This window comes from Bartonella sp. HY328 (assembly GCF_025449335.1).
Lineage (GTDB): Bacteria > Pseudomonadota > Alphaproteobacteria > Rhizobiales > Rhizobiaceae > HY038.
The window spans coordinates 2032880-2050338 of the sequence record NZ_CP104883.1 but is presented as its reverse complement, the minus strand read 5'-3'; the positions used below and the strand labels follow the sequence as shown (position 1 = coordinate 2050338).

Sequence of the window (17459 nt, the reverse complement as noted above, 5' to 3'; positions counted from 1 at the left end):
GTTGAAATTGAAGCGCATATTTGCAAATAGCAAATATGCGCTTTTGATATTGAAGTCGGTTTGACTTTAAGTTAGCAAACAGGCAAAAGACAAAGAAACGCATTTATTTTTGCAGCTTAAAATCTTGAGTTGATAACTGTAAAATGAATGTAAGTATATCAGTTAAGAGGTTGTGGCGTAATTATGCGTGCAGAAATTGAAACATTGGTAGATGAAATTAGGCAGGCCATAAGCCTGCTGAGGAGGCATCTTTGACTGGGATCAGTCATTAAAACGCCTTGAATATTTAAATCAGCAAGCAGAAGATCCTTCGCTTTGGAATGACCCACAAAAGGCGCAAGATTTGATGCGTGAGCGCCAACGGCTGGAGGAATCAATAGCTGGTATAAGGCTATTAAGCCAAACCCTTGATGATAGTGTTGAGCTTATCGCCATGGGAGAGGAAGAGGGTGATGCTAGCATTATCAAAGATGCAGAAGAAGCTATTAAGGGTTTGAAGCAGGAAATTGATAAGCGACAAATTGATATGCTGCTTTCTGGCGAAGCTGATGCTAATGATACCTATTTGGAGGTTCATGCTGGGGCAGGTGGTACTGAAAGTCAGGACTGGGCCAATATGCTGCTGCGTATGTATACGCGTTGGGCAGACCAGCACGGCATGAAGGTCGATATCATGGAAGTTCATGATGGCGATGAAGCTGGTATTAAGTCAGCAACTATCCTTGTTAAGGGCCATAATGCTTATGGCATGCTTAAAACAGAATCAGGCGTGCATCGTTTGGTGCGTATTTCACCTTACGATTCTAATGCACGCCGGCACACGTCTTTTGCAAGTATTTGGGTTTTTCCCGTTGTTGATGATAATATCGAGGTGGAAGTTTCCGAATCTGATGTTCGCATTGATACCTACCGCGCATCAGGTGCTGGTGGTCAGCATATTAATACCACAGATTCTGCTGTGCGTATTACTCATATTGCAACGGGTATCGTTGTGCAGTGTCAGGCCGAGCGTTCGCAACATAAAAACCGTGCTGCGGCATGGTCAATGTTACGCGCTCGACTTTATGAAGAAGAGCTGAAAAAGCGCGAAGAAGTTGCCAATGCAACTGAGGCCAGCAAAACTGATATTGGTTGGGGGCATCAGATCCGTTCTTATGTTTTACAGCCATATCAATTGGTCAAAGATCTGCGTACGGGTGTTGAAAGTACCGATCCGCAAGATGTTTTAAATGGCAATCTCGATGCTTTCATGGAGGCTGCACTTGCGCAACGTGTGCATGGCGGCGGTGAAGATGTCGCAGATATTGATTAAGTTTAAGTCTTTTTGTTAACCTATTAAAAATACTGGGTTAAATTATAGGCGCATTTATTCGCTTATGCGTTATAAATGCGCCATATTTTTTTGTGAAAGATAAATTATCCTTCAAACTTATTTTAATTTTCTTTAACAATTTAGTTTAACTTGTTGAAATAAAATTATTTTTTCATGTATTCTGTTTTGATTTTTTAATTTAATATCAAAGGTGTTTTTGCAATGCGGCTATTTTATTACGGCTTTTTTGTCATTGTTGTTATGGCACTGATTTTGAGCTTTATGTGGTTTTTTAATGAAAATCGCAACAATGATATTCGGCAAAATAGTGTTGAACAGAATATTACGACCAAGGATAATGATCCAATAGTTGGTTTGTTGCCACAGCCAGATATGGTGGAACAGCGAAACACTCCGCAAGATGAAGAAACATCAAAGATTGTGTTGCCGCCACCAGTTATCCCAGTGGATGAACGTTTGAAAAAGCAATTTTGCTCCACGGATAGCTTTGAATATAAAACCTATGTGGTTTGCCGTGCCAATCCCAGTCTTGATAGAATTGAACTCTTTTTAAATGGCGCTGATGGTAAGCCCTATAAGCGGTTTTACCGGTTAGAAAATGCCCTAAATGCTGAAAATAAAACAATTGCTTTTGCGATGAATGCTGGCATGTATCATGCTGATTACACTGCTGTGGGGCTTTATGTTGAAAATGGCAAAGAACTTCATTCTATTTCCACCAAGGATGGTCCGGGTAACTTCCATATGAAACCCAATGGGGTCTTTTTCATTAATAATGGTAAAGCTGGTATATTGGATACAGATAGCTTTATTGCTCGTGGTTTAAAACCACAACTTGCCACTCAATCTGGACCGATGCTGGTTATTAATAATGAGATTCATCACCGGTTTATTCCGCAATCTCCCTACCTTGAATATCGCAATGGCGTTGGTGTTACGAATGATGGTGAAGTAATTTTTATTATTTCTGAACAAAAGGTCAATTTTGATGAGATGGCGCGTTTTTTCCGAGATAAGCTAAAAACACCAAATGCATTATTTTTTGATGGCTCAATTTCGAGTCTTTATTCACCAGAACTTTCGCGTAAAGACTGGTGGCACGGATTGGGGCCAATTATTGCTGTAACTCTTGACAAGAATGATTGATATGGCTTTGTTAATAAAGTTATTCATGGTGGACATGATTTAGACAAGAAAATAAGCTTGTTGACGGTTCATGACTTGGGTAATTGTATATACTTTTAAACTCGTCCTTATTTTGTAAAATTAATTTTTGAAGATCGATAGGTTAGCGATGGAAGTATCATTTTGGGGGGCGTTTTTTGGGGGTATCTTATCCTTTTTGTCTCCTTGTGTTTTGCCGTTGGTTCCCCCTTACCTTTGCTATATGGCGGGCGTGAGTTACGAAGAGTTACGAAACAAAGATAAAAAAGTAGGCTTTGCTATTGATAAGCAAATTCTTATTCCTGCAATTGCTTTTGTTTTGGGTTTTACGCTTATTTTTGTGCTGTTGGGAGCAAGTGCCTCTTTTATCGGTTACTTCTTGCGGCGTTGGCAATCTGAAATAGCTATCGGTGCCGGTATTATTATCATTATTATGGGATTGCATTTTTTAGGCGTTTTTCGCATTCCACTATTGTTGCGTGAAGCAAGGTTCCAAACAAAGCAAACCAAATCAGGCCCAGTTGGTGCATTTATCATGGGCTTAGCTTTTGCTTTTGGTTGGACGCCGTGCATTGGTCCAATTCTAATGCCGATCATTTCAATAGCAGCTGGGTCCGATACCGTTTGGACAGGGGCGTCAATGCTTGCTGTTTATTCCCTTGGACTTGGCGTTCCATTTTTGATCGCTGCTGTTTTTTCAGCAGGTTTTATGTCAGCCTTAGCTTCAATGCGTATTCATCTTGGTGTTGTTGAAAAAATAATTGGTGTCTTGTTAATTCTTGCCGGACTTGCCTTCATTACTGGCCAAATGCAAAATGTGTCTAATTGGATTATTGATACATTTCCGTTTTTACTTAAATTAGGTTAGGTAAGTAAAACTGCATACTAAAATTGTTATATAGAGGATTTCATGTCACGTTCTTGCTTATCTGTTGTTTTAGGTGCGGGTGAGGGTACTCGCATGAAATCCAGTTTGCCAAAAGTTTTGCATAAAATTGCAGGATTGCCGCTTATTGGGCATGTGGTTCAGGCTATGGAAAAGGCAGGCTCTAATCAGCTTGCTGTTGTAGTGGGACGTGGCGCGCAAGACGTGCAGGATTTTGTATCTACCTTAACGCCCAATGCAGCCTTTTTTGAGCAAAAGGAACGGCTTGGTACAGCCCATGCTGCATTGGCGGCTCGTGAAATATTGGCTAAAAATTATGACGATGTTTTGATTGTATTTGGTGATACACCATTAATTCAAGCGGAAGCTTTAAGCCTTGCGCGTCAAGAGCTTAAGGCGGGTGCTGATATTGTGGTGATGGGTTTTTATAGTGAGACACCTCATGGTTATGGTCGATTAATTATCGAAAACGGTAAACTACAAGCCATTATAGAAGAAAAAGACGCAACCAGCGAACAAAAGAAAATAAAATTTTGCAATGGTGGTTTAATGGCTGTTAATGGCAAGCATGCCCTGTCATTATTGGAAAAAATAGAAAATAATAATGCCAAAGGCGAATATTATTTAACCGATATTGTTGCGCTTGGAGCAAAAGCTGGCCTTGATGTTCGCGCCATTGAAATTCCGTTTGATAATGTCATTGGTATTAATAACCGCTTGGAACTAAGCCAAGCCGAGCAAATTTGGCAACAACGCTGCCGCAAAGCTATGATGCTTGATGGTGTTACCATGCAGGCACCTGAAAGCGTATATTTTTCTTTTGATACCAAAATTGCGGCAGATGTCGAAATTGAGCCAAATGTAGTCTTTGGCCCTAAAGTTGAAGTTTCATCGGGAGCTATTATTCATAGCTTTTCCCATCTTGAGGGCGCATTTATTGGTGAAAAAGCGTCTATTGGCCCATTCGCGCGGCTTCGACCGGGTGCAAAACTTGGCGCAAAGTCACGCGTTGGCAATTTTTGCGAAATTAAAAATGCGCAAATCGGTGTGGATGCTAAAGTTAATCATCTTAGCTATATTGGAGATGCCGAGATTGGTGCGCGCGCTAATATTGGTGCGGGTACAATTACTTGCAATTATGATGGCTTTAATAAATGGCAAACAAAAATTGGCGATGCCGCATTTATTGGTTCAAATAGTGCATTAATTGCACCTGTTGTCATTGGTGATGGTGCTTATGTTGGATCGGGCAGTGTGGTTACCGATAACGTGCCATCCGATGCTTTAGCTTTGGCAAGGGCACGACAGGTTAATAAGGAAGATAAGGCTAAGTCATTGCGTGCTTATTTTTCATCATTGAAAGCGCAAAAATAAAGCGTCCAACTATTTGAGAATGTGATTATGAGCCTTGATTGTCTTTATCCTGAAATAGAACCTTTTCATCAAGAGATGCTAAAAGTTTCAAAGATTCATAGTCTTTATGTTGAGCAATGTGGTAATCCTGATGGGAAGCCAGTGATTATGCTGCATGGCGGACCGGGGACTGGTATTACAAAGACCTTGCGCCGTTTACATGATCCGCAAAAATATCGTATCATTTTGTTTGACCAACGCGGCTGCGGACAATCAACCCCCTATGCCGAATTGCGGGAAAATACCACTTGGGATTTGGTTGGCGATATGGAAAAAATCCGTATCCATTTGGGCGTTGATCAATGGCAAGTGTTTGGAGGTTCTTGGGGTTCAACCCTTGCTCTTGCTTATGCGCAAACCCATCCAGATTATGTGAGTTCGCTGATCATACGCGGCATATTCATGCTGCGTCGTTTTGAGGTGGAGTGGTTTTATCAACGTGGTGCAAGCCTTATATTCCCGGATCGTTTTGAAGCCTTTCGCGATCACATCCCATTAGAAGAGCAGGGCGATATGATTGCAGCCTATTATCGGCGCTTAACCAGTAATGATAAAAACGTGCAGTTAGCTGCGGCTAAGCTTTGGGGGCAATGGGAAGGATCGGCAATTAATTTATTGCCTAATCCAGAACAGGTTGCAGCTTTTAGCAATGATGATTTTGTGATTGCTTTTTCGCGTATTGAAAGCCATTACTTTCAAAATCGTGGTTTTTGGAAAAAAGACGATCAGTTGTTAGAAGATGTTGATAAAATCCGGCATATTCCAGCAATCATCATTCACGGTCGCTATGATATGTGTACGCCTTTCATCAATGCATGGCAGTTGAAGCAAAAATGGCCAGAAGCTGAATTGCACATCATTGAAGATGCAGGTCATGCCGTGAATGAACCCGGTATTGCAAAAGCACTCATTGCAGCAACAAAACGATTTGGGTAATAAACCTAAGTTAAGTAATGCACTACCGTAAAAGAATGTCATACCATACTGAATATAGTTGGCCTTGAACATTTTATAAAAATAAAGGGCGTTTAAAACGCCCTTTATTTTAGTCTTGCTGATCAAGTGGTTCAACACCATCTGCTTCGTTGTTTTTGTTAAGGCGAATTTTCTCAACCTTATTTTCAGCAGTTTTTAGCAAGGTGTCGCAATGTTTTTTTAATGCTTCCCCACGCTCGTAAATAAGGATAGATTGTTCAAGCGGTACATCGCCGCGTTCAAGATTTTCAACAATATGCTCTAGTTCACTTAAAGCTTTTTCAAAGCTCATGGTTGAAACATCGCTATTGTCTTGATTAGGGGCTGTTTGTTCTGACATTACTATATACCTAAAAGTTTAAAAACTATCTTGCGTGCCTTATAGCAGACCAAGACTTATTGAATTTCTGTGCGGCTAATATGGATGCCAAATCCTTCTAGGCCAACATAATGGCGTTCTTTTGAAGCATAAAGCACAATAGAGTTGATGCCCAAATCCTTTAAAATCTGCGCGCCAAGGCCGATCTGTCGCCATTCATCCTCGCGGGTTACTGCTTCGCTATGGGCTTCATGGCCTTCAAGAATAAGCTCACGGCTGCGCATGTCATGGGCATCAAAACCGACGCCGACTGAGCCTTCACGCAAATAAACAAGAACGCCGCGTTTTTCCTTTGCCATCATTTTTGTCAAAATTGTTGTTATTTCATCTTTTGTACCAAAAACATCGCTTAAAACATTTTCGCGGTGAAGGCGTACAGGCACATTTTCACCATCACGTATATCGCCAAGAACGATTGCAACATGTTGCATAGGCTCCCAAGGTAATTGATAGGTGTGGGCAATAGCAGGGCCTGCCGCAGTGGTAACCGCTATTTCACCAATATGGTCAACAAGCTTTTCTTGTCTTTGACGATAAGCGATCAAATCTGCTACCGTCACTTCATGAAGATTATGCTCTTTGGCAAAGCTGGACACTTGTGGCCCACGCATCACTGTACCATCATCATTAACAAGTTCACACAATACTCCTATTGGCGTCAAGCCGGCAAGGCGGCATAGGTCAACTGCTGCTTCTGTATGGCCTGAGCGCATTAAAACGCCGCCTTCACGAGCGATTAATGGAAATATATGGCCAGGGCGAACAAAATCAGCAGCACCGCTATTGGGATTTGCAAGGTTGCGTACGGTTAATGTGCGGTCATTGGCTGAAATACCAGTAGTGGTCCCGTGGCGATAATCAACAGTCACTGTAAAAGCAGTGGAATGGGGAGAATCATTTTCGGCAACCATTGGTGCTAGATTTAAACGTTTTGCTTCGCTATGCGGCATTGGCGCACAAACAATGCCAGATGTGTGGCGCACGATAAATGCCATTTGCTCTGGCGTGCAAAGGCTTGCGGCTACGATAAGATCGCCTTCATTTTCGCGGCCGTTATCATCCATGACAACAACCATTTCTCCGCGTTCAAAAGCGCGAATGGCATCAACCACATGTTTTTGTTTTTGATTCATTTGAAGGACTTTCTATAAATCTACAAGTTAAATCTCAGTTTTTTTTTGATCTTTTAAATTCGGCCGGTTTGGCCACGATGAAGAAGAAAATGATCGGCTAGGGCGCAAGCCATCATTGCTTCGCCCACGGGAACAGCACGAATTCCTACACATGGATCGTGACGGCCTTTGGTTATAACATCTACCTCATTACCATCTTTATCAATTGATTTAGTCGGTGTTAACATTGACGAGGTTGGCTTAACAGCAAAGCGAGCAATTATGGGTTGCCCGTTAGAAATACCACCTAAAATACCGCCAGCATGATTGGCTAAAAACATTGGCTTGCCATCAGTACCAATACGCATTTCATCGGCATTTTCTTCACCGCGCAGCGCTGCAGAGGCAAATCCATCACCAATTTCAACACCTTTAACTGCGTTGATTGACATCATATAAGCGGCAATATCTTGATCCAGTTTGGCGTAAATTGGTGCACCAAGTCCAGCTGGTACATTTTCAGCAATGATTTCTACAACTGCACCTATTGATGAACCGCTTTTGCGAATCTCGTCAAGATAGTTGGTGAAAGGCTCTACCATCATCGGGTCGGGGCAAAAAAATGGATTATTATCAATTTCGTCAAAACTCCAACGGCTTTTATCAATTGATAGATTACCAATTTGTACAATGGCACCACGAATCTTAACTTCTGGCAAAATTTTGCGTGCTAATGCGCCTGCTGCTACGCGCATAGCAGTTTCACGAGCAGATGAACGGCCACCCCCACGATAATCACGAATGCCATATTTAACATCATAGGTGTAGTCAGCGTGGCCCGGCCGATAATTATTAGCGATAGTGCCATAATCTTTTGAGCGTTGATCAGTGTTTTCAATAAGCATTGAAACGGGTGTACCTGTGGTGATGAGGTTGTCACCATCAGCTAGAACGCCAGATAGTATTTTTACAATATCATCTTCTCGGCGTTGGGTGGTAAAGCGCGATTGTCCAGGCTTTCGGCGGTCCAGCTCTTTTTGAATGTCATCAAGCGAAAATATAATGCCGGGCGGACAGCCATCAATTACGCAACCAATTGCGCTACCATGGCTTTCTCCCCAGGTTGTAACTTTAAACATATGACCAAATGTATTGAAAGACATGATAATTGCTCAACTCATCTAAAATTCTGATAGGGATGTTTTATTGGTGTTTTGGGGCTTGGTCAAATATGATAACACTATATAATCAAAATTTGATGTTTTTTTACAATCTTTCGTCACATTCAGCTGCTTTATATAAATTCATCCAGCATTAATATCGCCTTTCATATAATCTTAATCACTAGCCCATTTGATTGTGCTTTATATAATGAGTAAAGTTATTAGGAATTTTTATAGAGATTGATGCTATTTGTTGGTTTAATTGATATTATCAATTTGAGAATTTTCGTTAGCGGGGCAATGTAACTCAAGGTCGACTTGGTTATTTTGGCTGGGGGTTTTAATTACTAGAGTTATGGGCCGAGTTCCCATAAAAGGAATTTTTATGCGCAAACTTTTATTTTTAGGTGCTTTAGCTGCCGTTGTTTTTCCATTTTCTGCATTTGCTGATAGTGCTCAAGGAACAATTACAGCAATTGATCCCGACACAAATACGATGCAATTAACCGATGGCAAAAGCTATGCTTTGCCTGGTGAATTTGATTTTAGTGTCATTCAGCCGGGAATGAAAGTGACTGTATTTTACGATGTAGATGGATCAAAGCGCTATGTCACTGATATCGAGCCTGAGGGAGAAAATACGCATGTAGAACTTCCCGATGGGCAAACACAGGCGAACTGATTGAAGTCTTTGAGCTGTTTGCGGCTTAGTTATTTACGGCGACAAACTGCTTGTATTTCGTATATTTAAGTATTTTTTGGTTAAGTGAGGCGAAGCCTAGCATTATGAATGCTAGGCTTTTTTTATCTTTAACGGTTGAACAGATATTAAATCGAAGTTGAGTATTTTATTTGCCTTGCCAAGAGTTATAACTATTGTAAGAGTTAAAAAATAGTGGAACATGCTATTTTAGTTTCTTATTATTCGCGCGGCTAGTTTACCGCTTAAAATCTTTGATAATTTGGGTATGGCGATGATGCAAACATCAAATATGCGCGGCCTGTTAGCGGCATTGGGTGCTTATGGCCTTTGGGGGCTTTTTCCTCTTTATATGAAAGCTGTTGCGCATATTGACGTGTTAGAGGTGGTTGCCAATCGTATTATTTGGTCTGTGCCCGTAGCCGGACTTATTTTGCTGTATCTTGGTAGATTTGGTGATTTATTAAATGCACTAAAAAGCCCCAAGATTCTTGCTATGGCATGTGTAACATCGGCACTTATTACCTGTAATTGGAGTGTTTACATCTGGGCAATTGGTAATAATCATGCGGTTGATGCAGCCCTTGGTTATTATATAAATCCGCTATTAAATGTTTTGCTAGGCTTCATTTTTTTAAAAGAGCGTTTAACTCCTGTTCAATGGCTGGCGGTTGTTTTGGCTGTTTGTGCTGTTGCGATTCTTGCCATTAATAAAGGTGGTTTGCCATGGGTTTCTCTGGTTTTGCCGTTTACATTTGGCCTTTATGCTTTATTTCGTAAGTCTTTGCCAATAGGTCCAGCACAAGGTTTTATGTTAGAAGCCCTTATTCTTTTTATACCGGCTGTTCTCATGCAGGCCTATTTTATAGCTGGCGGCACCGACCATTTTGCTGATGGTAGCGCATTGGATACATTATTGCTTATTGGGGCAGGGCCGTTAACCGCCATTCCACTCATATTATTTGCAACCGGCGCCAAGGCACTAAATTTAATGACCTTGGGGCTTATGCAATATATAACACCGACGATTCTATTTTTATTCGCGGTCTTTCTATTTGATGAACCGTTTAGCCATGTTGAGTTGATTGCATTTTCGCTTATTTGGTTGGCCCTTATTATTTATACCGCTTCGTCGATAATTAATTATCGCGCCCTCATAGCAAAAGAAAAAAACTAGAGCAGTAATTACCTAACTGAGCAGCTTTAAACATGATGAGAATATTTTATTTTTATAACCCAATACTTAAACTTTAAAATCTTCGTCGCTACGCAGGGTTAAAACCTCCACGCCTTTTTGGGTCACCAGTACAGTATGCTCAAATTGGGCAGAAAGCTTGTTATCAGCAGTTATTACTGTCCAACCATCCTTTAAGGTTATAGTATCCTCAGTGCCTTGGTTGATCATAGGTTCAATTGTGAAGGTCATACCTTCTTGTAGCACCAATCCTTTACCGCGACTGCCATAGTGAAGCACGTTAGGCTCTTCATGCATTTTACTGCCAATGCCATGGCCACAAAACTCTCTCACCACTGAATAGCCGTTTTTTTCTGCATGATTTTGTATGCAAGCACCAATATCACCCAAGGTTGCACCCGGTTTTACCAATCTAATCGCTTTATAAAGACATTCTTGAGTTGTTTTAATTAGTTTTTGGCCTTCTTCACTCGTATCACCTACAATAAAGGTTACGCTGCTATCGCCATAAAAACCATCTTTTTTTACAGTTACATCGACATTAATAATATCGCCATTTACAAGCTTTCGATCACTTGGCCAGCCATGGCAAACAACTTCATTAATTGATGTATTTACAGTATGGGGATAGCCATATTGCCCAAGACTGCCGGGAATAGCATGCAGCTGATTGATAATATAATTGTGGCAAAAACTATCAATTTCAGCCGTAGTTGTTCCAGCCTTTATTAAAGGGCTTACTGCCGTTAGCACCTTGGCAGTTAATGCGCCTGCAACCCGCATTTTGGCGATTTCCTTTTCGCCCTTAATCGGAACTTTTTTTCTTTTAAGCATGTTGGTTTTTCCGGCCCTTATAGCATTTTATCGAATCAACTTAAAATAAAAGAATCAAACTTTTTTAAGTTTTGATTAGCTTAGCGTCCTAATGCTCATTCATTGTCAGGTAAACAAATAAATATGCTAAATTATAAAGAATCAATTGCTGGCATCACGTAATAATTTACATCAAAGAACAAAAGGCCAGATGCAAATAAAAGCAACGAAATTAAAGATAATCTATTTTTTGGGAAATTTATTTGGAGCGGGTAGCGGGAATCGAACCCGCATATTCAGCTTGGAAGGCTGCTGCTCTACCACTGAGCTATACCCGCAAGCTAATATGTCAGCTAAAGAAAAATGGTGGAGCGGGTTGGATTTGAACCAACGTAGCTTACGCAACGGATTTACAGTCCGTCCCCTTTAACCCCTCGGGCACCACTCCACTTTTCAAGCTAGCTGAACCAGCTTTTAACTTTGCAATCTGTAGAACCTTAATTCGTTGCAGCTTGCGGAGTGGGTTATGGCGATAAGTTGAGCAGAAGTCAACAGCCTATTTCAAAAAAAATGAAAAAAAATATAAAAATGTGAAAAATTAGTTCTATCCGTGGATAGTAAATACGCCTATAAATGGCTCATGAACTCAAAAACTCCTAAAGATTCCCATTATGCCCGTTTGCGCCGTCAATATAGAGACAGCCAAAATAGCGGCCCTAAATCAAATCGTCCGGCACTTTCACCTGAAACTGTGCCTGATGGACTCGTTCGCCTCTATGGTTTGCATACTGTGCGGGCAGCTTTGGCTAATCCTCGCCGTAAGCTTAAGCGGCTTTTGCTAACCCAAAATGCTTTTGCGCGGCTTGAAATTGCACAAGAGGATTTGCCGATTGAGCCAGAATTCGTTGAACCACGGGCGATAGATCGGTTGCTAGGGTCTGATGCCGTGCATCAAGGCGCCATGCTTGAAGCTTTGCCATTACGTCCGCGTGCGCTTTCAGCCCTCGGTGATAGTGAGCTTGTCGTTGTATTGGATCAAGTAACTGATCCCCATAATGTTGGGGCAATTATGCGTTCGGCAGTAGCGTTTAATGGCGGCGCATTAATAACGACTGCACGCCATTCGCCAATTGAATCAGGCGTTTTAGCTAAATCTGCTTCTGGTGCTCTAGAACTTATTGATCATATTTGTATCGGTAATCTTGCTACTGCAATTGAGCAGTTGCACAAGGCAGGTTTTACGACCTTTGGTCTTGATTCTGAAGGGCCGCTTGCATTGGAAGATACCTTTACAGGCAAAAAAATCGCCTTGGTCTTGGGTGCAGAAGGAAAGGGCTTGCGGCAAAAAACACGCGAAACCGTATCCTATCTTGCGCGTCTTGATATGCCTGGTGAAATAAAATCGCTCAATGTTTCTAATGCTACTGCTATTGCTCTTTATGCGGCACGCAATTTTTTAAAAGCTAAATAGTTTTTTAGCTCTTATTATCGACTACTCAGATTTTTAGCACTTAAAACCACGAGTAATGGATTACTCGTGGTTTTTTTAAAGGTTCTGCAAAATCTGTGCGAATCAAAAAATTAATATTTGAATTGCTCAGATAGGATTCGCTCATCCCAAGAATGGTTGGGGTCAAATAATATACGTGCAGTGATATTTTTGGCTGAATAAATGGTTACGCTGGTAACCGTTTTAACCTCAATATTGTCAGCGGCGGCATTAACGGGTCGTTTATCTTGCTCAAGCATATCAAAACGTATGGTTGCAGTATCTGGCAAAAGCGCGCCATGCCAACGGCGTGGGCGAAATGGGCTTACGGGTGTTAACGCAATAAGTGGTGCCAATAGCGGTAAAATAGGTCCTTGTGCCGATAGATTATAGGCGGTAGAACCGGCAGGGGTTGCTGCCATAATGCCATCACAAATCAATTCTTCCATTCTGATTTGGTTGTCAATGCTGATTTTAATTTTTGCGGCCTGATAGGATTGGCGAAACAACGACACTTCATTGATGGCAAGGGCTTTAATGCTTCCTTCTAGTTTTGATTCTGCAATCATCTCTAATGGATGAATTTCTTCCATATGGGCAACGGCAACACGTTCGGGAAGATTTTTTATTTCATATTCATTCATTAAAAAACCAATGGAGCCGCGATTCATACCATAAATTGGTTTTTGACTATTCATAAAATCGCGCACCACTTGTAGCATGGTTCCATCGCCGCCTAGGACAATGATAGTTGTTGCTTCTTCAGCGCTATTTTGCCCATAGCGTTTGATAAGGGCTTGCGCTGCTTTTGCAGCATTTGGCGTTTGCGCAGCAATGAAGTGAAATTTTACCATTGAGTGTGAACTTTTTAATTTAAAATTTGGTATTAATGGGAAAAATATATTAAATTTTATAATCAGGCGATAATATGCTTCAAATCAGTGTCATAAGCAAATTTAAAAATCTGGTAGTTTTGGGATCAGAATAATTTTTACTTTATGAAAGTGTTTTTTTGTCGTTCAAGAATTATCGCTTTTGATCTTGGGTATTAAAACAGTTTTAAATCGCAATATTGAAATTAAAAAGCTTGAACAAGGCATTGTATCTTTTATAAATATCTGTGACAGCAGATTTATAAATGAGCTTTTTGAGTTTAAGCAATCATTGGAGCGTCGCTGTTTGTAGCTTAGCAGTTGTGACAATCAATGTCTTTGAAGAAGCGATTATCTATTTATTATAGCTGAGCTTTTGCTTTAAAAATTGCTTTTTGCAATTAAATGAAAAAAAATATGGCTTATGCTATCAAAAGGTCTTAAAGATTTTTTAAATGGTCAGTCAAATTTAGGTCATGTGCTTTTTGCACAAAACGGTTATGGAGCACATAATGGAAGAGCCAGTCATGCACAAAAATCCTTGCGCCTTGGTGATTGGTGTTGGTGTGGGGACTGGTTATCAGGCCGTAAAGCGTTTTGCTGCTGGTGGCTATGATGTTGCGATGATTGCGCGAAATCACGGCCGGCTAGAAAAATATGAAGCTGAAATTGAAGGCGCTTTTGGATATCCAGTTGATATTACTGATATGGAAGCATTTGATCGTCAGCTCGATGAAATTATTGCAAATCATGGTTTGCCGCAAGTTGTTGTCTTTAACGCGTTTCAAGGTGTTTTTGGCGATTTTTTGGAGATAGATCCACAGCAACTTGCGATGAATTTTAACACTAATGTTATGGCGTTTTTGCATGTGACACGCAAATTGTCACCTTTGATGCTTGAACTTGGCCATGGTGTTTTCATTGTTACAGGCAATGCAGCAGCTATTCGCGGTAAAAGCAATTTTGCCGGTATTGCGCCGACAAAAGCTGCACAAAGAATTTTGGCAGAATCAATTGCCCGCTCATTGGGCCCCAAAGGGATCCACGTTGCTTATGTGGTTATAGATGCTGTCATCGATGTGCAATGGTCGATGAATCGCAATAATAATGACGATTATTTCATTCAACCCAATGATATTGCTGAGGAATTATGGCATATTGCGCACCAGCCGCGCGGTGCTTGGTCGTTTAATGTTGAATTGCGGCCCTATAAGGAAATATGGTAAAGCCTTCGCTAATTGGATTTTGTGAAAGGCTTGACACTCTCATAGAGTGTGAATCTGCTTATAATGTTGTTATTTTAGTTGCTCTTGCCATTAACCATGTTTAAAGGGTGCAAATTGAAAAAGTCGATGTCATTTTTAATATCAAGTTTATTTTTTGATTTTGAGTGGACTTCTGCTTCGCATAGCGATAAATAGAGGCAGGTTGCCGTCTTTATAAAAAAATGCCGGAAGGATTTCTTATGAATATAGATTATGCTGAACTTCGCCGCAAAATGGTTGATAATCAAGTTCGCACTGTTGATGTAACACGCCTTTCTGTATTGTCGGCTCTTCTTACCGTGCCGCGTGAAAATTTTGTCGCAGAAGATTTTAAGAAATTTTCCTATATTGATGAAGATGTTGAGGTAAAGCCTGTAGGCAATGGCGAGCCAGCCCGCTTTATCATGGAGGCTGCACCATTTGCCAAACTTTTGCAGCTTGTAGATGTTTCCAAAAGCGATATAGTTCTCGATATTGGCTCTACGACGGGCTATAGTGCTGCTGTTCTTTCGGAATTGGCAAGTTCGGTTATTGCGCTTGAAAGTGATGAGGCTTTAGCGCAGACTGCGAAAAATAATCTTGAAAATAATGGTTATGATAATGTTGTTGTTGTTAATGGACCATTGCAGGAAGGTTATAAGAAAGAGGCACCATTTGACGTTATTGTGATTGAAGGTTCTGTTGATTTTGTGCCGGAAATTTTGTTTTCTCAATTGCGTGAAGGTGGACGCCTCGTTGCTGTTGTCGGGCACGGTAATGCAGGTGTTGCTCGCCTCTTCATTAAAGAAGATGGTGTAATATCTGTGCGCCGTGGTTTTAATCTTGCTGTTAAACCATTGGCTGGCTTTTTAAAGAAACAAGAATTTGTATTTTAATATTATATCAATGCCTTTTTGTTAAATTTGCTTGAGTATAGGTTCATTGATAAGCAACGCCTTTTAAAGTTGAGTTATAATCTAGTTGTTTTCATGCAACGCTTGCTGATTTTATGAGCGATAGGCTATCTGTGACTTTAAAAAAAATAAGCTTGGTATTGCGAAATTCGCAGCTAGGCTATAGCAATAAATAAAGTGATAATTGAGATTGGTTGGGATTGTGAAAAATATGAAAAAAGCACTGTTGGCAGCTCTGCTGGTTTCAGGCACGATTCTTTCAAGCGCGCCATCAAAGGCAGAAAATTTGATGGGAGCGCTTTCAAAGGCTTACAATAATAATAGTCGCCTCAATTCCGACCGTGCCTCAGTCCGCGTTAAAGATGAGGATGTTGCAATAGCGCGGTCTGGTTATCGTCCTTCCATAGCAGCATTTGCTAGCTATACTCGTGGGAATAGTGCTGGAAATCCCTATTATTCAACTGTTGGCTCCGTCGGTATTCAGCTTGATCAAGTAATTTTTGACGGTTTTTCAACAAAAAATAATATTAGCGCCGCAGAGTTGCAGGCAGCAGCACAGCGTGAATTTTTGCGCAATAGTGAACAAAATCAGCTATATTCAGCTGTTGAAGCTTATGCTGATGTTTATATGGCACGGCGCATTGCTGCATTGCGCCAAGAAAATCTTGCCGCGCTTGATGAGCAAGTTCGTGCCGATAGAGCTAAGCTAGAGGTTGGTGAGGGCACTAGAACTGACCTTGCGCAATCTGAAGCCCAACGTGCTCTTGCTGTTTCACAATTGCATCTGGCAAAAGCTGATGTGAAGTCTAAAGAAGCAATATATCGTCAGGTTATTGGTGTCGAAGCTGAAAAACTTGATAATCCAACATCGGCAAGTGGTCTTCCTCGCAATGCGAAATCGGGTTTTGAAATTGCAAGGGTAGAGCATCCTGCAATTTTATCTGCACGTTATGCAGTTGACGCCGCTTCTTATCGCGTGAAAGCTAATGAAGGGGCCTTGCTTCCGCAGGTTAGCTTGCGATTGGCGAGTTCTTATAATGAAGTTTATGATGGTCCAGGTACCAGCGGTAGAGCTAACTCGATTGGGCTTGCGTTAAATGTGCCATTTTATCAAGGTGGTCGCACCTCCGCACAGATTCGCCAATCTAAAGAACAGCTTGGTTTATCGCAAATTCAGGTTGACCTTTATGTTGATCAAGTTCGCCAAGAGTTAAGTGCTGCGCTTTCACAATTAGATGGTGCTAAGGCATCTGTTGCCGCCTATCGCGATAGTGTTGCTGCTAATAAAATTGCTCTTAATGGTCGTATCGAGGAAAATAGGGTAGGGCAGGCTACTACCCTCGATGTATTGAATTCTCGCGGTATGCTTATTGATTCTCAAGTAAGCCTAGTATCGGCAGAGCGTGATGCTGTTGTTGCAAGTTATGGGCTAGTTGTTGCAATTGGTCGTATGAGCGCTCAACAATTGAACTTACAAGTAACTTATTACGACCCTAAAATTCATTTTGATGCGGTGCAATTTAAATGGTTTGGTTTGCGTCCACCATTTCCACGCTAATAATTTACGGTAAGCATCTATTTAAGGGGCGTTTTCAATAAAATAGCTAATATATATTAGTTTTAGCTTATTTTACTTTGCGGCGGGGACCTATGTTCTTTTATAAAGTTTGTCGCGCAGTAACTGGTTGATGCTTCGAGGTATTGTTTCAGTTTTGGTGAATTACGAGGATGTTTAACAAGTTTGTGGGCTATGTTAAATCGAATCAAATGTATTTTAGAATGTTGTTGGTTTGATTTTGTTTTAACA

General features: G+C 40.9%; 16 protein-coding genes and 2 tRNA genes. 11 read left to right on the top strand and 7 right to left on the bottom strand.

Annotation, left to right across the window (positions count from 1 at the left end):
- Positions 1–183: 183 nt before the first annotated feature.
- The 5 genes from prfB to pip all read left to right on the top strand — a co-directional run bounded on the left by prfB (position 184) and on the right by pip (position 5732).
- Positions 184–1312 (top strand): peptide chain release factor 2 gene (prfB, locus tag N5852_RS08715; protein ID WP_262097424.1). Its coding sequence is split into 2 segments (ribosomal slippage): positions 184–252 and positions 254–1312, totalling 1128 coding nucleotides; the frame shifts between segments, so codons are not numbered across the junction.
- Positions 1313–1534: 222 nt separating this feature from the next.
- Positions 1535–2479, top strand: a complete 945-nt coding sequence (locus N5852_RS08710) for a phosphodiester glycosidase family protein (protein ID WP_262097423.1) — start codon at positions 1535–1537, stop codon at positions 2477–2479.
- Positions 2480–2627: 148 nt separating this feature from the next.
- Positions 2628–3365: a cytochrome c biogenesis CcdA family protein gene (locus tag N5852_RS08705; RefSeq protein ID WP_262097422.1), complete on the top strand. Its 738-nt coding sequence runs from the start codon at positions 2628–2630 to the stop codon at positions 3363–3365.
- Between the two features lie 42 nt (positions 3366–3407).
- Positions 3408–4757, top strand: a complete 1350-nt coding sequence (gene glmU / locus N5852_RS08700; protein WP_262097421.1) for a bifunctional UDP-N-acetylglucosamine diphosphorylase/glucosamine-1-phosphate N-acetyltransferase GlmU — start codon at positions 3408–3410, stop codon at positions 4755–4757.
- A 27-nt stretch (positions 4758–4784) separates the two neighbouring features.
- Positions 4785–5732 (top strand): prolyl aminopeptidase, encoded by a 948-nt coding sequence (pip, locus tag N5852_RS08695; protein WP_262097420.1) that lies wholly within the window; start codon positions 4785–4787, stop codon positions 5730–5732.
- A 109-nt stretch (positions 5733–5841) separates the two neighbouring features.
- Here pip and N5852_RS08690 read toward each other — a convergent pair whose 3' ends face one another.
- Genes N5852_RS08690 through aroC form a run of 3 tightly spaced genes read right to left on the bottom strand, consistent with a single transcriptional unit; the run spans position 5842 to position 8425 of the window.
- The gene (locus tag N5852_RS08690) at positions 5842–6111 is read right to left on the bottom strand and encodes an exodeoxyribonuclease VII small subunit (protein ID WP_262097419.1); all 270 of its coding nucleotides are present in this window, start codon (positions 6109–6111) and stop codon (positions 5842–5844) included.
- A 56-nt stretch (positions 6112–6167) separates the two neighbouring features.
- Positions 6168–7283, bottom strand: a complete 1116-nt coding sequence (ribB, locus tag N5852_RS08685) for a 3,4-dihydroxy-2-butanone-4-phosphate synthase (RefSeq protein ID WP_262097418.1) — start codon at positions 7281–7283, stop codon at positions 6168–6170.
- 53 nt (positions 7284–7336) lie between these two features.
- Positions 7337–8425 carry a chorismate synthase gene (gene aroC / locus N5852_RS08680; RefSeq protein ID WP_262097417.1) on the bottom strand — a complete coding sequence of 363 codons (1089 nt, stop codon included), beginning with the start codon at positions 8423–8425 and terminating at the stop codon, positions 7337–7339.
- Positions 8426–8810: 385 nt separating this feature from the next.
- Between aroC and N5852_RS08675 the strand changes: the two genes are divergently transcribed.
- Entirely contained in the window at positions 8811–9107 is a 297-nt protein-coding gene (locus N5852_RS08675; RefSeq protein ID WP_262097416.1) for a DUF1344 domain-containing protein, read from the top strand.
- Positions 9108–9399: 292 nt separating this feature from the next.
- On the top strand, positions 9400–10302 hold the full coding sequence (gene rarD, locus N5852_RS08670; protein ID WP_262097415.1) for an EamA family transporter RarD: 903 nt from the start codon (positions 9400–9402) through the stop codon (positions 10300–10302).
- Between the two features lie 66 nt (positions 10303–10368).
- On the opposite strand, the gene map is transcribed toward rarD, so the two are convergent.
- From map to N5852_RS08655, 3 genes are all read right to left on the bottom strand, one after another.
- Positions 10369–11154: a type I methionyl aminopeptidase gene (gene map / locus N5852_RS08665; protein WP_262097414.1), complete on the bottom strand. Its 786-nt coding sequence runs from the start codon at positions 11152–11154 to the stop codon at positions 10369–10371.
- A gap of 243 nt (positions 11155–11397) precedes the next feature.
- A tRNA-Gly gene (locus N5852_RS08660) sits at positions 11398–11471 on the bottom strand.
- Positions 11472–11497: 26 nt separating this feature from the next.
- Positions 11498–11581 (bottom strand) — tRNA-Tyr (locus tag N5852_RS08655).
- A gap of 192 nt (positions 11582–11773) precedes the next feature.
- Here N5852_RS08655 and N5852_RS08650 point away from each other — a divergent pair.
- The gene (locus tag N5852_RS08650; RefSeq protein WP_262097413.1) at positions 11774–12604 is read left to right on the top strand and encodes a TrmH family RNA methyltransferase; all 831 of its coding nucleotides are present in this window, start codon (positions 11774–11776) and stop codon (positions 12602–12604) included.
- 110 nt (positions 12605–12714) lie between these two features.
- Here N5852_RS08650 and N5852_RS08645 read toward each other — a convergent pair whose 3' ends face one another.
- The gene (locus N5852_RS08645; protein WP_262097412.1) at positions 12715–13476 is read right to left on the bottom strand and encodes an NAD kinase; all 762 of its coding nucleotides are present in this window, start codon (positions 13474–13476) and stop codon (positions 12715–12717) included.
- Between the two features lie 530 nt (positions 13477–14006).
- Between N5852_RS08645 and N5852_RS08640 the strand changes: the two genes are divergently transcribed.
- The 3 genes from N5852_RS08640 to N5852_RS08630 all read left to right on the top strand — a co-directional run bounded on the left by N5852_RS08640 (position 14007) and on the right by N5852_RS08630 (position 17210).
- Complete coding sequence (locus N5852_RS08640; protein ID WP_262097411.1) at positions 14007–14720, top strand: SDR family NAD(P)-dependent oxidoreductase; 714 nt, start codon at positions 14007–14009, stop codon at positions 14718–14720.
- Between the two features lie 239 nt (positions 14721–14959).
- On the top strand, positions 14960–15634 hold the full coding sequence (locus N5852_RS08635; RefSeq protein WP_262097410.1) for a protein-L-isoaspartate O-methyltransferase family protein: 675 nt from the start codon (positions 14960–14962) through the stop codon (positions 15632–15634).
- A 229-nt stretch (positions 15635–15863) separates the two neighbouring features.
- Complete coding sequence (locus tag N5852_RS08630) at positions 15864–17210, top strand: TolC family outer membrane protein (RefSeq protein WP_262097409.1); 1347 nt, start codon at positions 15864–15866, stop codon at positions 17208–17210.
- The last annotated feature ends 249 nt before the right edge of the window (positions 17211–17459 follow it).

Coding starts and splice junctions, on each gene's coding strand:
- N5852_RS08710 (WP_262097423.1), top strand. CDS start 1,535: ATGCGGCTATTTTATTACGGCTTTTTTGTCATTGTTGTTATGGCACTG.
- N5852_RS08705 (WP_262097422.1), top strand. CDS start 2,628: ATGGAAGTATCATTTTGGGGGGCGTTTTTTGGGGGTATCTTATCCTTT.
- glmU (WP_262097421.1), top strand. CDS start 3,408: ATGTCACGTTCTTGCTTATCTGTTGTTTTAGGTGCGGGTGAGGGTACT.
- pip (WP_262097420.1), top strand. CDS start 4,785: ATGAGCCTTGATTGTCTTTATCCTGAAATAGAACCTTTTCATCAAGAG.
- N5852_RS08690 (WP_262097419.1), bottom strand. CDS start 6,111: ATGTCAGAACAAACAGCCCCTAATCAAGACAATAGCGATGTTTCAACC.
- ribB (WP_262097418.1), bottom strand. CDS start 7,283: ATGAATCAAAAACAAAAACATGTGGTTGATGCCATTCGCGCTTTTGAA.
- aroC (WP_262097417.1), bottom strand. CDS start 8,425: ATGTCTTTCAATACATTTGGTCATATGTTTAAAGTTACAACCTGGGGA.
- N5852_RS08675 (WP_262097416.1), top strand. CDS start 8,811: ATGCGCAAACTTTTATTTTTAGGTGCTTTAGCTGCCGTTGTTTTTCCA.
- rarD (WP_262097415.1), top strand. CDS start 9,400: ATGATGCAAACATCAAATATGCGCGGCCTGTTAGCGGCATTGGGTGCT.
- map (WP_262097414.1), bottom strand. CDS start 11,154: ATGCTTAAAAGAAAAAAAGTTCCGATTAAGGGCGAAAAGGAAATCGCC.
- N5852_RS08650 (WP_262097413.1), top strand. CDS start 11,774: ATGAACTCAAAAACTCCTAAAGATTCCCATTATGCCCGTTTGCGCCGT.
- N5852_RS08645 (WP_262097412.1), bottom strand. CDS start 13,476: ATGGTAAAATTTCACTTCATTGCTGCGCAAACGCCAAATGCTGCAAAA.
- N5852_RS08640 (WP_262097411.1), top strand. CDS start 14,007: ATGGAAGAGCCAGTCATGCACAAAAATCCTTGCGCCTTGGTGATTGGT.
- N5852_RS08635 (WP_262097410.1), top strand. CDS start 14,960: ATGAATATAGATTATGCTGAACTTCGCCGCAAAATGGTTGATAATCAA.
- N5852_RS08630 (WP_262097409.1), top strand. CDS start 15,864: ATGAAAAAAGCACTGTTGGCAGCTCTGCTGGTTTCAGGCACGATTCTT.